This window comes from Methylobacterium sp. CM6244 (assembly GCF_054817885.1).
On sequence record NZ_CM139247.1, the window covers coordinates 840,947 to 854,697 of the forward strand.

General features: G+C 66.0%; 9 protein-coding genes. 6 read left to right on the forward strand and 3 right to left on the reverse strand.

The annotated features are described in order from the left end of the window. Positions 1–220 precede the first annotated feature (220 nt). Positions 221–1,576: a hypothetical protein gene (locus ACYQML_RS03870; RefSeq protein ID WP_461234776.1), complete on the forward strand. Its 1,356-nt coding sequence runs from the start codon at positions 221–223 to the stop codon at positions 1,574–1,576. Positions 1,577–1,726: 150 nt separating this feature from the next. Beyond that, a complete protein-coding gene (locus tag ACYQML_RS03875; RefSeq protein ID WP_461234777.1) occupies positions 1,727–2,524 on the forward strand; it encodes an ABC transporter permease in 798 nt (265 codons plus the stop codon). A gap of 16 nt (positions 2,525–2,540) precedes the next feature. On the opposite strand, the gene ACYQML_RS03880 is transcribed toward ACYQML_RS03875, so the two are convergent. After that, positions 2,541–5,153: a bifunctional acetate--CoA ligase family protein/GNAT family N-acetyltransferase gene (locus tag ACYQML_RS03880; protein WP_461234778.1), complete on the reverse strand. Its 2,613-nt coding sequence runs from the start codon at positions 5,151–5,153 to the stop codon at positions 2,541–2,543. 99 nt (positions 5,154–5,252) lie between these two features. Here ACYQML_RS03880 and ACYQML_RS03885 point away from each other — a divergent pair, with 99 nt between their 5' ends. From ACYQML_RS03885 to ACYQML_RS03895, 3 genes are all read left to right on the forward strand, one after another. Next, on the forward strand, positions 5,253–5,915 hold the full coding sequence (locus ACYQML_RS03885; RefSeq protein WP_056422585.1) for a class II aldolase/adducin family protein: 663 nt from the start codon (positions 5,253–5,255) through the stop codon (positions 5,913–5,915). A gap of 563 nt (positions 5,916–6,478) precedes the next feature. Next, positions 6,479–6,973 (forward strand): Ros/MucR family transcriptional regulator, encoded by a 495-nt coding sequence (locus ACYQML_RS03890; RefSeq protein ID WP_461221907.1) that lies wholly within the window; start codon positions 6,479–6,481, stop codon positions 6,971–6,973. Between the two features lie 804 nt (positions 6,974–7,777). Beyond that, positions 7,778–8,557 (forward strand): restriction endonuclease, encoded by a 780-nt coding sequence (locus tag ACYQML_RS03895; protein WP_461234779.1) that lies wholly within the window; start codon positions 7,778–7,780, stop codon positions 8,555–8,557. Positions 8,558–8,795: 238 nt separating this feature from the next. Here the strand turns inward: ACYQML_RS03895 and zwf are convergent, their stop codons facing one another. Further along, on the reverse strand, positions 8,796–10,319 hold the full coding sequence (gene zwf, locus ACYQML_RS03900) for a glucose-6-phosphate dehydrogenase (protein WP_461234780.1): 1,524 nt from the start codon (positions 10,317–10,319) through the stop codon (positions 8,796–8,798). A 274-nt stretch (positions 10,320–10,593) separates the two neighbouring features. Between zwf and ACYQML_RS03905 the strand changes: the two genes are divergently transcribed. Further along, the gene (locus ACYQML_RS03905) at positions 10,594–12,090 is read left to right on the forward strand and encodes an endo alpha-1,4 polygalactosaminidase (RefSeq protein ID WP_461234781.1); all 1,497 of its coding nucleotides are present in this window, start codon (positions 10,594–10,596) and stop codon (positions 12,088–12,090) included. A gap of 86 nt (positions 12,091–12,176) precedes the next feature. Here the strand turns inward: ACYQML_RS03905 and ACYQML_RS03910 are convergent, their stop codons facing one another. After that, a complete protein-coding gene (locus ACYQML_RS03910; protein WP_461234782.1) occupies positions 12,177–13,664 on the reverse strand; it encodes an efflux transporter outer membrane subunit in 1,488 nt (495 codons plus the stop codon). Positions 13,665–13,751: the final 87 nt, after the last annotated feature.

A 13,751-nucleotide genomic window follows, 5' to 3' on the forward strand; every position in this document is an offset into this window, starting at 1 on the left:
TGGCGCGGCGCGATGGGAGACGTGCTCAGGACATGCGCCAGAGCCGCTCTATCCAGCAGAATACTGCTGGAAATACCTGCCTTTCCCGGCGATCACTTGCAAGCTCTCGTCCGGCGACTTGAAAGCCACACGTGCCACTTCCCTGCTGCGCCGCCATAAAAGGGCCGGGAAATGACCTACTGTCAGGGACGACAAATTTTGGTGACAGGCCCCGCGACGCATGAGCTCAGCGCCCAACAACATCACGCGCTTGCCGACCGCGAACGTGACCGCGATCGAGACTAAAGACGCGCTGGCCAAGGAAGAGCGGGCCCGGGCCAACGAACTGGCGGTGAACGACGACCGCGAGATGGTTCCCCGGCGAGACGGCGAACTGGCGCTCGACGGCGGGGAAGACGAGACGTTTTCCCTCGTCCCCATGCCGCAGCCCGATCACAGCTGGAGCCATACGCTGATCAGCTTTGGCATCGTCGTGCTTCTGCCGCTGTGCCTGCTCGGACTGTATTTTCTGTTCCTCGCGACGCCTCAATACTTCGCCGAGTTCCGGTTCTCCGTGACCGAGGTAACCCCGTCGGCCGGCCCCCTCGGCGGCGGCGGCAGCGGGGGTACGACCGCAGCTGCGGTCGCCAGCGCCATGGGCGGCCACGGTGGGCCTGCCAGCGGCGGCACCGCGCAAAACTTCGTCGTGATCGACTATCTCAAGAGCCGTCAGGTGGTCGACGAGCTGTCTCAGAACGTCGACATCCGCGAGATCTACAGCCGTCCCGAGATCGATTGGCCGAACCGGTTCGACAAGAGCCGGTCGGCAGAGCACTTGGTACGATATTGGAACAAGATGGTCTGGGCGAATTTCGATCCGCTCACCGGGCTCGCCTCCGTCGAAATCAAGGCGTTCCGGCCCGACGATGCCCTCACCATCGCCAACCAGCTCGTCACGCTGTCGGAGAACCTCGTCAACAAGATCGCCAAGCGTGCCGAGGAGGATGCCGTCAAGTTCGCCGAGCAGGAGGTCGTGCGGGCCAAGGCCGGCCTCGACAAGGCCCGCGCCGCCATGGCCGAATTCCGTGAGAAGGAGGGGGTGATCGATCCGATTCCCAGTGTCGTCTCGGGCAACACCCAGCTCATCGGTACCCTGCGCGGATCGGTGTCACAGCTGGAAGCCGATTACGATACGATCCGAAGGCAGAATCTCAGCGAGACGGCGCCCTCCGTCGTGGCCCTCAAATCCCGCGTCCAGGCGGCGCGCGAGCAGCTGGCCTCCGTCGAGCGTGAGGTCTCGGGTAGCCGCTCCGGCCGCAACGTCCTGGCCGGCGTCGTCGCCCGGTTCGAGGCCCTCGACATGGACCGGCAATATGCTCAGGCGATCCTGCTTACCTCGCTGCAATCCCTCGACCGCGCACGGGCCAGCGCAGCCGCCCAGCATCTCTATCTCACGCCCTACGTTCGCCCGGCCATGCCCGAAAGCGCCGGCGGACCACGGGTATTCCTGTCGATGGCGCTGGGAGCCTTCATCCTGGCAGCGATCTGGTTCATCGGCCTGCTCGCCGTGCGCTCGGTCGTGAACGGCCGCGCCTGAGCAAGGTCGACCTTCGATCGTCATGGCCGCCGGCTCGGTCTCGGACACAATTTCGGCCTCGTGACGCGCCCCCCGGCATGGGGTGCTCGGGGGCCGGACCCGCAACCCGCCACTCCACGTCTCCCGGCATCCCTGGATCACGACTGAACGATGGCAAATTCCTCGATCGTCCTTCCGGCCGCCCCCTCCAAGCAGAGGGCACGGCCATGGCTGACGATCATGACGGCGTTGATCGTCCGTGATTTCTGGGTTCGCTTCCGCAATTATCACCCGGCTCTGGGCGTCATCCTCTTCATCGAGCCAGTCATCCTCGTTGTGATGATTGCGGGATTGCGAATCTATCTCTTCGGAAAGGAGCCTCCCTTCGGACCTTCGGTGCTTCTGTTTATGGGGACCGGCGTCTTCCCGTTCTACATCTTTCGCCGTTGCGCGCGCGGTATTCGCGCACAGAAGTCGCGAGCGAAAGAGTATTACTTCGTCAAGCCGTTCGATTTTCTACTATCGAGATTCTTCATCCATCAGATTCAAAACTTCATGCTAATGGCCCTGTTCTTCTCGTCGCTCTATGTATACGGGATACGAGAGGCCATGCCCTGGGCTCCCGAAAACTGCCTCCTGAGCCTGACCGCAGTCGGCTTTCTGGCCTTCGGAATGGCGCTCGTCAATTCGACCATCCAGTCGTATTTTCCGGGCTGGGGCAGAATCTATGGCTTCCTGAGCCGTCCGATGATGATGTTCAGCGGCGCGTTCAAGACCGTCGACCTGACACCGGAGCCCGTGCGGACGATCTATTCCTGGAATCCGCTCTCGCATGTGATCGAGCTGTTCCGCGTCGGATTCTACCCGAACTATCCTCATGCCAGCTTCGATGCCGTCTATCTCACCAAATGGTGCGCCGGCATGATCTTCGTCGGAATCCTGTTCTACACCAATAAAGCCAAAGACTGATTCGATTAGTCTTTGGCTACGGCACATCGAGCGCTAGGCTCACCTTCATCACAGTGCCGTCATCCTTGTCCGGATGGGCCGAGAAGCCGAGGTTGCGGCACACGGCCAGCATGGGGCGGTTCTCCCGAAGGACCGTGCCCTCGATGCGCTTCAGGCCCTCCGCCCTCGCCCAGTCGATCATCAACTGCATCAGCGCGAAGCCGAGGCCGGTGCCCTTGCGATCGCTGCGGACCAGGATGGCGTATTCGCCGCTCTCATGGTTCGCATCCGCGTGCAGGCGGACCGCGCCGAGCATCGACGCCGTCTCCGCGTCGATGGCGACGAAGGCGATGGCGCGGGCATAGTCGAGCTGTGTCAGCCGGGCCAGGAAGGCATGGTTGAAATCGCGCACGGGCATGAAGAAGCGCAGGCGCAGATCTTCGGCGCTGACCTGCTCGAAGAAGCTCTTGAACAGCCCCTCATCTTCTGGCCGCACCGGGCGCACGGTGACCCGCTCGCCCTTCAGCACGAGATTGCGCTCCCATTCCACCGGATAGGGGCGGATGGCGAAGCGCGGGTTCCGGGTGCCGCCGCGCCGTTCCGGGGCGGGGCCGATCATCACGCGGGCATCCAGGGCCAGCACGCCATTGGCATCGGCGAGCAGGGGATTGATGTCGAGTTCGCGCACCTCCGGCAGGTCGGCCGAGAGTTGGGCGAGCTTGACCAGGACGAGGCCGAGCGCCCTCCGGTCCACTGCGGGCACGTCGCGATAGGCAGCAAGCCGCCGCGCCACCCGCGTACGGTCGATGAGTTCGCTGGCGAGCCGGAGATCGAGGGGAGGCAGGCTGAGCGCCCGGTCGTCGATGACCTCCACGGCGACGCCGCCCCGCCCGAACACCACGACGGGGCCGAAGACGGGATCCTCGGCGAGGCCGGCGATGAGCTCGCGGCGCTTACCCTTGCGCACCATGGGCTGAACCGCGAACCCCATGATCCGCGCATCCGGCCGCTGCCGCCGGGCCCGGGTGAGGATGTCGGCGGCGGCGATGCGCACATCCGCCTCGCTGGTGAGATCCAGGCGCACCCCGCCGACATCGGATTTGTGGACGATGTCCGGTGAGACCACCTTCAGCGCCACCGCGCCGCCCTCGGCGATGATGGGCCAGGCAGCCGCCGCGGCGGCATCGACATCGGGAGCGAGCGTGAGCGGCACGCTGTCGATCCGGTAGGCCGCCAGGAGGCCCGCCACGGCGAGGGGATCGAGCCAGATCTCCCCCGCCTCAATGGCGGCCGCCACGATGGCGCGGGCGGCCTCGACATCGGGCGAGAATTCCCGCGGCAGAGAATCCGGCGTGCGCATCAGGTCGTCCTGCGCTTCGCGGTAGCGGACCAGATGCATGAAGCCTTCCACGGCATCGGCATCGGTGGCGAAACGCGGGATGCCGGCGGCGGCGAGTACGGCCCCGGCCTCCCCATCGTCGCCCACCGTCACAGCGAAGACGGGCTTGCGCCGCCCGCCCTTGCGCCGGGCGGCACTGACCGTGTCGGCGATGGCCGAGGCGACACCGGCGCTGTCGGAGCGGGCCGTCGGCACGTGGATCGCCAGCACGGCGTCGTTGGCCGGGTCGGCGAGAAGGGGCCCAAGGGCGTCGGCATAGGCTTGCGCATCCGCCTCGACGCCGAGATCGGCGGGATTGCCGCCGAGCCCCGCCGCGGCCAGGGTGCCGCCCCGGTCCGCGAGCCTGTCGGCGGCGAGCGCGCCGATGCCCTCGCCATTCCCCAGGATGGCGAGGCGCTGGCCGGGGAAGGGGCGCTGCCGGCCCAGCGTCTCCACCGCCGAGAACATGGCGTCGAGCCCGTCGACGCTCAGCAACCCCGCCCGCCGGAACGCCGCCTCGTAGACGGCATCCGGCCGGGCGAGGGCGCCGGTATGGGTCACCGTGTGGCGCAGGGGCGCCTCGTGGCGCCCGGTGCGCAGCACCAGGACGGGTTTGGCGCGCGCCGCCGCGCGGGCGGCCGACATGAACTTGCGCGCATTGGGAATCACGTTCAGCGACAGCAGGATCGCGCGGGTGTGGATGTCCGCGGCGAAATGGTCGAGGCAATCGGCGATGTCGATGTCGCAGGCGGCGCCGAGGGACAGGACGGCCGAGAACCCGACATCGCGATGCGCCGCCCAAGCGACGATGCCGGCGGCCACCGTGCCCGATTGCGAGATGAGGGCGAGATCGCCGGCTTTCGGCGCCGCCGCGAACAGACTGGCGTCCAGTTGGGCACGCGGCACGATCAGCCCCATGCTGTTGGGGCCGAGGAGGCGCATGCCCCATTGCCTCGCACGGTTGCGCACCGCCTCGCAGAGGTCCTGCGACAGGCCGGACGTGAGAATGGCGGCCACGGCGACACCCCGCAGGCCCGCCTTCTCGACCCAGCCTTCCACCGACGCGGTCTCCGCGACGATCACGACGAGATCCGGCGTGTCATCCAGGTCGTCGAGGGTGGGAAGGCCCGCTTCGCCGACGAGATGAACCGGGCCGGCGAACCCGGCCTTCTCCAGATTGCCGACCACGGCTTGGCCGAGCGCGCCCCGGCCGAGGCCGACGACCGCGATCGCCCGTGGCGCCAGCAACGCCTCGAAGCGATAGGTGCTCATGAACTGGCGTGACCTTCGATCAGGCCGGCGCGGCGGAATGCGACATCACGCCGACCGGCACGGTATAGGGCATGGGTCTCTCGCGACTCGGGGAACCACATGTCAGAACCAGAAGCTTACGAGATTTCCTGCGCCATCGTCGAGGCGATGCGGTCCCTGATCTCACTGGGACTGAGCCAGGGCACCGCCGGAAACGTCTCCGTACGCTATCGCGACGGCTTTCTCATGACGCCCTCCGGCATCCCGGCCGACGACCTGCGGCCGGAGGACATCGTGCCGATGACCATGGCGGGCGGTCATGACCATGCCCTCGCCCCTTCTTCCGAATGGCGCTTTCATCGCGATATCCTGCAGCGGCGACCCGAGATCGGCGCCGTCGTGCATGCCCACCCGACCTATTGCACCGCCTTTGCCATGTGCGGACAAGAGATTCCCGCCGTCCATTACATGATCGCGGCGGCGGGCGGCCCGACTATACGCTGCGCACCCTACGCGCCCTACGGTACGGAAGAGCTCTCTGTCGCGGCCGTCGCGGCCCTGGAGGATCGCCTTGGTTGCCTGCTGGCCAACCATGGCATGATCGCCATCGGCAGCAACGTCACGAAAGCGTTGTGGCTGGCGGTAGAGATGGAAGCACTATGCCGACAATATGCAGCCGCGCTGCAGGTGGGCAAACCAATCATACTGTCGGATGCCGAGATCGCCCGAACCGTCAGGCGGTTCGAAAGCTATGGACCGCGAAGCCGGGACGTAGCGCCGTGAGAACATCCGACTCTGTCGGACGGAACCGGGTGCGATGATTACGTAGAACCGACTGCATCGCCCCTCATCTACGGCTTGAACGGTCTTTCGGCAGCAGATTCCCAGAAAAACTTTTCTTCTCCTGCGCAACGGGAGGCTGTTTCGGCAGCCGATTCGACGGACGCTTAGACATTCTTACAAAGCGTGTAGTTTATTTCGGAAGCCTACATTCAAAGTTGCGAAACTGACCTAAAATAGCTCAGACCTGGGCAGCAAGGTTCCAATTCAACAAATAAATTGCCGTTTCTATGGTCGCCTGCAATTTTTTTCAGAGCTGAGGGGATAAAAAAATCCTCTCCCTCCCGGTAACATCAGCCAATTCTGCGGTGCTTGAAGCTCCCCCAACAGACCCGAAGCTTCATTCCAGTTTTCATTAAGGATGTGGTCTTGCCATAGCCTCTTGCGCTTTGTTAATGGCTGCCCTACGAACTGCCTAGTCAACTCATGTTGATGACAAGACCCTTCCGCCCGCATCGATCGGTGCCTTGGGCCGGTCTAAAACTGTCCTACTTCCGGGGGTGAGCGTGGAACTCGAGAACGACGTTGTAACGGATTACATTGAGCTTACCGCCGACATCGTCTCGGCATTCGTGAGCAACAATTCCGTACCTGTTTCGGATATCGCAGCGCTGATCGCATCGATCCATGCGACCCTGAGCAACCTGACGGCGGCCGCTTCGCCGGAGAAATTCGAGCCGTTGACGCCGGCCGTATCCATCAAGCGTTCGATCACGCCGGACTTCGTCATCTGTCTCGAAGACGGCAAGAAGTTCAAATCGCTGAAGCGTCACCTTCGGACCCGCTATTCCATGACGCCTGACGAGTATCGGGCGAAATGGAGCCTTCCGAGCGACTATCCGATGGTTGCCCCGAACTACGCAGCCGCACGGTCGGAACTGGCGAAGAACATGGGTCTGGGCCAGCAGCGCCGGAAGACCCGCGTAAAGCCCCCCGCCGCCGAAGCCCCGACCTCTCCCGCACCGCGCGGCCGTCGCCCCCGCGCGGCTCTGGCCTCCTAAAGCCTCTCCGCCGAAGCGGATGCCGCTTCGGCTAGAAAGAGCGTGACACAACGAAGGCCTGGAGCTGAGGCAGGATGAGACGACGCGGACAATCGCCTCGTCTAAAGCATGCACGGTAGGACGAACACGGAGAGCTGCATTCGATTTGACTCAGTCATGTCGGATGTAGCTCTACGCGTTTTTGATCTACCGTTTCAGGCGTGCGAACGCTTCATCGAGCTTCGTCGCGGAATCAGAGGCTCTCTCGTTTGAGAAGGCGAGTGGTACCCCGCTCTCTCACGCGCGGACGATAGGTGTGCCGCATCGATGGGGCCGCGGTGAGCGGATTACTCGTTCGGGACGCCAAACGGATGTGCTCGGCGCGGTCGGGGCCGGCACACGGCCCAATGGCATCCTCATCCACAAGAAAACTACACAGATGTCAGCGGTCGCGATCACGGAGCGACCGAACACATCTCCGATGGAACGCTTGCGCTTTCCTGTCTCGAGACTCTCTGGGGCCAATCTGCATGCAAAATAATAAATAATTCCCCCGTTCGCACGGTAACATCATCCACCTTGTGCGTTTCCTCTGCAAATACGCTTCAATGTGAATGAATTCGATCCAATCCAGGGGGATGAATCCAATCATTTTTGCCTGATGTCGATTGACGACATCCGATTTCGTCTCGCGCCGCACGGCACTATCGGAGCAGGCGGTTTTTCTGGCACGAGCCGGCGTTAGGCCCGTCGCAAGACCCTCCCGGCATTCTGCGAAAGAAGGCGCGGCCGATGCGGGCGCGTTGGCAGCGGGAAAGGGTGCGCATGTCCGGTCGATCGAGCCTTGTCGCGCGCCTGTTCTGGACCACTCTCCTGGGTGGGGGCCTTGCCTTCTGGTTCGGACTCCCCGCCCTGGCGGCGACCGGCCTCTGTCTCTGCGTGATCCTGCTGCATCGCCTCGACAGGCCCCGGCGCTTCAGGCGGACGGTACGCCGGCTCGCGCGCGCCCATGCCGAGACCCTCGCCCTCCGCCGCCGCCAGGAATGTTTCGAGGACGCCTACGGCAACCGGATCGACGATGGCTGGCTGCGCGAGCGGGATTACTTCGCCGAGCGGACGATCCTGCCGCATCTCGATGCCAAGGGCTTCACCGACCTCGCCGACACCCGCTGGCCGATCGTCCTCGACATCATCGACGACGTTGCCCTGTCCGTCGCTCTGCCGGACGAGGACGAGGCCCCGGAAGACGGCATCGCCTACGAGCGCTTCTGCGCCGAGGCCCTGCGCGAGGCGGGCTGGTCGGCGCGCCCGACGAAGGCCAGCGGCGACCAGGGGGCGGACGTGGTCGCCGAGCGCTCAGGCATCCGCCTCGTCCTCCAGTGCAAGCGCTACACCAAGCCCGTGGGCAACGCGGCGGTGCAGGAGGCCTCGGCGGCGGCGCGCTACTGGCAGGCGGATATGGCGGCCGTCGTCTCCAATGCCGGCTTCACCCCCGCCGCGCGCAGGCTGTCGGGCGCCACCGGCGTCCTTCTCCTCCACCACGACGCCCTGCGCACGCTCGCGCCCATCCGCAGATCCCGGCGGCTCGACGCCGAGCCGGCCTGAGAGCCGTTCATCGGACTTCTCAGCGGCGGCGCATGCCAAAGTCGGCCATCCGCCAAGGTCCATTTTCCCAAGCCGACCACCTCTTCCTGAGGTGCCTTTTGCTTCAGCAAGGGGCTTTGAGGGAGACTTCCAGTGGTCGCGCGATCCCTGGAAGCCACCTTCGAGGCCGCTACGCGACACCTCAGGATGAGGGGAAGCCTTGGGAAAAATACCTCAAACAGGCCCTGACGCGCGAGCCTCACCCCTCCACGAGAGGCAGCCAAGCCCGCCCGTCGCGGGCAAGCAGAGCATCCGCCCCCGCCGGTCCGTTGCTGCCCGCCGCATAGAGCTCCACCGGGGCGTCGCCCCAGGCCTGGATGAGGGGGTCGACGGCGGCCCAGCCCGCCTCGATGGCGTCGGCCCGTTGGAACAGGGTCGGGTCGCCGATCATGCAATCGTAGATCAGGGTCTCGTAGCCGACGCTCGGCGCTTCGGTGAAGAAATCGCCGAACCGCACGGACGAGGTGACCGCGCCGAGATGCATGTCCGGCCCAGGCCGCTTGGTGTTCCACTGGGTGCTCAAGCCCTGGTCCGGGTCGATATGCACGCGCATGACGTTCGGTGCGAGATCGGTGCCGGCGAACAGGCCGTGGCTCGGCGGCTTGAAATGCACGGCGATCTCGGTGAGGCGCCCGGCCAGACGCTTGCCCGTACGCAGGTAGAACGGCACGCCGGACCAGCGCGGGTTATCGATGGAGAGCCTCAGGGCCGCGTAGGTCTCGGTGCGGGAATCGGCTGAGACATCGGCCTCCTCGCGGTAGCCCCGCACGGCATGACCGTGCTCCTCACCGGAGGCGTACTGGCCGCGCACCGCCTGATCCGGCGTCACCGGCCGCACAGCTTCCTCGATTCGCGCCTTCTCGTTGCGGATCTCCTCCGCATCGAAACTGGCGGGCGGCTCCATCGCCACCATGGACAGAAGCTGGAAGAGGTGGTTCGGCACCATGTCGCGCAGCGCGCCGGTCGGCTCGTAGAAGCCGCCGCGCTGCTCGACGCCGATGGTCTCGGCGGCGGTGATCTGCACATGGTCGATGTGGTGGGCGTTCCAGATCGGCTCCAGCATGGCATTGGCGAAGCGCAGCGCCAGGATGCTCTGCACCGTCTCCTTGCCGAGGAAGTGATCGATGCGGAACACCTGACTCTCGGCGGCCTGGTCCAGGATGCGGGCGTTGAGGGCGCGCGCCGAGGCGAGATCGGTGCCGAAGGGCTTCTCGATCACCACGCGGCGGAAGGCGCCCTCCCCCTCCTTCAGCAGTCCCGCAGCACCGAGATGGTCCACCACCGGGCCGAAGAAGCGCGCGGACACGGCCAGGTAGAAGATCGCGTTGCCGCCGATGTCCTGGGCGAGCCGCCAATAGGTCTCCGCCGCCTCGAAATCCCCCTTCGTGAAGGTCAGGCGCTCACGGATGAAGCCCCAGTGATGGGGGTCGATGGAATCCGGGTGGAATTCGGAGGTTCGGTCCTGGGTGAAGGACTGCATCGTCTGCGAGAGGTCGTCGCGCCAACCCTCGCTCGTCCGGTCGTTATGGTCGATACCAACGATCTTCAGCCCCTCGGAGAGCAGCCCGCCGGCGGCGAGATTGTAGAGGGCCGGCATCAGCAGGCGCTTCGTCAGGTCGCCGGCCGCCCCGAAGATCACCAGGGTGCAGGGCGGGGCGGTCTCGACCTCGGAACTGGCGAGCTTCTGCTTGCCGTCGCTCGCTGGGACGTCGGATCGGCTCATGGGACGGATACTCCGGGATGGATCGGCGACGCGGGTCAAACCGGATTTGCGCCGTGCCGTTCCGATCCATGGTGCATAGCAGCGATCACGCTGCCGTGGTGGCGGAACATGGCCCGTGCCCGGCGCCCGACATCGGACGCATCGCTTGCATCGAAAACGCCGGACCGATCGAAGCCTCCGTTAAGGGCTCGCGACCCCATAGAGAGGCCGAACGTCCGCCACGCCCAGCGGGACGCTCGCCGCGACGCGGCCGAATGCGAGGACCGATCGACCCATGGTCACCTTCAGAACCTCCACCGGGACCGTCGCCGTCGAGACCTGGGGATACGAACTGCAAGGACGCGATGGCGCGCCCCTCGACCGGGATCTGCTCGCCTCGGCGACCCATGACCTCCTCGTCATCGATTCCTCCCGCGACGGCACCAACGCCCTCCGGTTCTCGGCCGATGACGTCACGCGCATGAAGGATGGGATGGGCGGCCGTTCCGTGGTCGTCTCGTACATCTCCATCGGCGAGGCGTCCGACTTTCGCGATTACTGGCAGCCCGGCTGGACCGAGACGGGACTGGCAGAGGGCGACCTCGACGCGCGGGCGCCCGATTGGCTCGGGCCGCTCAATCCCGACTGGCCGGAATCGCGCAAGGTGCGCTTCTGGGACGAGGAGTGGCAGGACATCCTCTTCAACGACGCGCGGACGGGCGATGTCGACGCCATCGTCGCGGCGGGTTTCGACGCCGCCTATCTCGACATCGTCGACGGCTATTATTTCTGGGGCACGGAAGTCGCCGCCAAGGACCGGCAGGCCGGCGACCCCGTCTCCGTCAAGCAGGCGGCACAGCGCATGGTCGATTTCGTCGTCGCGCTCACGGAACATGCCCGCGAGACCAACCCCGACTTCTTCGTCATCCCGCAGAACGGCGCCTGGATCCTCAACGATCTCGGCAACGACACCGCGCGCAGGGAAGCCTATCTCGACGTCATCGGCGGGATCGCGGTGGAAGACCTCTATTATCGCGGCGCACGCGACGAGAACAATCCGCTCAGGCCCGATGCCGAGACGATCGAGATCCTGAAGCAGGACTTCCTCAGCAACGGAAAACCGGTCTTCTCCGTCGATTACGTCAACGGTGCCGCGCGCGTGGCGGAGTTCGATGCCCTGGCCCTCGCCGACGGCTTCATCCCCTTCGCCGCGCCGACGCGCGGCCTCGACCGACTGGTCGGCACCCATGACGGCGACCCGGCCTACATCCTGCCGACGGGCAAGGCCGACATCCTGCGGGGCAGCGTCCTCGCCGACCGGATCGACGGGCTCGCCGGCAATGACAGGGTCGACGGGAGGGCGGGCGCGGACCGACTCCTCGGCGGGGCGGGAAACGACACGCTGTTCGGGGGCGACGGCAACGACACGCTGTTCGGTGGCGCCGGGAAGGATCGCCTGAAGGGCGGGGCGGGCGACGACGTCTTCGTGTTCGCCACCGCCCTCGATGCCCGGAGGAACGTCGACCGGATCACCGACTTTTCGCAGGCCGACGACACCGTCAAGCTGGACGACGACGTCTTCCTGGGGCTCGCCACCGGGCGGCTCGCCAAGGGCGCCTTCGCCATCGGCACCCGGGCCTCGGATGCGGATGACCGCATCCTCCACGACACGGCGACGGGCGATCTCTTCTTCGACCGGGACGGTTCGGCGGCGACCTACAAACCCGTCCTGTTCGCGCATCTCACCAAGGAGACGGCCCTCGCCGCTTCCGATTTCCTCATCATCGGCTGATCCGCGCGGCGCCGCGCACCGTCACCGCCCGTGCAATCCCTCGCCATCCGCCCGCAGCGGACGGCTCACTCGTCCGTGCGGACGGCTTACTCGTCCGTGCGGACGGCTTGGCCCCGGTCGATCGGCAGGCGGTCGCCCTTGAGTTCGTCGGGTGTCGGAAGGCTGCGCACGTCCCAGCCGCCGCCCAGCGCCCGGATGAGGCTCACCGCCGTGGTGAAGCGGTTGAGCCGCACCTGCAGGGCGGTCACTTCGTTGTTCAGTTCCAACGCCTGGGCGGTGATGACGGTGGTGAAGTTCTGGGTACCCGCCCGGTATTCGTTGAGGGTGATCTCCACGGCGCGGCGGGCGGAGGCCACCGCCTCCTCCTGCGCCGCCTGCTGCCGGGCGAGGATGCGCACCCCGGCCAAGCCGTTCTCCACCTCGGCGAAGGCGGTGAGCACGGTCTGGCGGTAGGTCGCCACCGTGGCGTCGTAGGCGGCTCTCGCGATCTGCACGGCGGCGGTGCGGGCGCCGCCATCGAGCAGGGCCTCGCTGCCGGCCGCAGCCACCGACCAGACCTGGTTCGCCGCCGAGAAGACGCCGTTGCTGGTCAGCCCCGAGACGCCGCCCGAGCCCGAGAGGACCAGGGTCGGGTAGAAGGCCGCCACGGCGACGCCGATCTGCTCGCTCTGGGACTGGACGCTGCGCTCGGCCTGCGCGATGTCCGGGCGCCGCTCCAGCAGGGCGGAGGGGATGCCCACCGGAACCGCGGGCGGCGTCTTCGGCAGGCTTCCCTTCGGCAGGGACAATTCGGAGGGCGGACGCCCGATCAGCGTCGCGATGGCGTGTTCGAAGGTCGCACGCTGCAGCCCCACCGCGATGGCCTGGGCCTGGGTCGACTGCACCTGCGTCTGCGCCGTGATCACGTCGGAGCGGGCCGCCACGCCGGCATTGTACTGGTTCTCGGTGATGGCGAGGCTCTTCTTATAGGCCTCCACCGTCTCGTTCAGCAGGCGCTGCAGGGAATCCTGGTAGCGCAGGCTGTAATAGTTGGTGGCGACCTCGGACTGGATCGCCAGGCGCACGGCCGCCAGATCCGCCGCGCTCGCCTGGGCATTGGCGACCTCGCTCTCGATGTTGCGCCGGATGCGGCCGAACAGGTCGAGCTCCCACGAGGCCTGGGCCTGGAGCGAGACCGAGGTGCGCTCGGTGCCGAGCGTCCGCGAGCGCGTGATCGTCGGCGCGCCGATGACCGTGGGGTAGAGCGCCGAGCGCGCCTGGGCGACGAGGCCGCGCGCCTGGTCGTAGGAGGCCAGGGAGACGCGCAGGTTCTGGTTGTCCACGTCGACGAGGCGGATCAGCCGGTCGAGGGCGGGATCGCGGAACACGCGCCACCAATCGCCGCGCTCGGCCCCGTCATTGGGCTGCACCGCGCGCCAGCCCTTCCGCGTGGCGACATGGGCCACGCTGTCCTCGCGCATTCCGCCCTGCTTGAACGCCAGCGGCGTTTCCACGGAGGGCCGCGAGTAATCGGGCCCGACCATGCAGCCGGAAAGGGTTGCAGAGAGAGAGAGAAGGGCGAGGGGCAAGCACAACGTGCTCCCTCTCCTGGAAGGAGAGGGTTGGGGTGAGGTGTGTGACACCTCCGAAAAGGTCGCACACCTCACCCTGTCCCTCTCCTT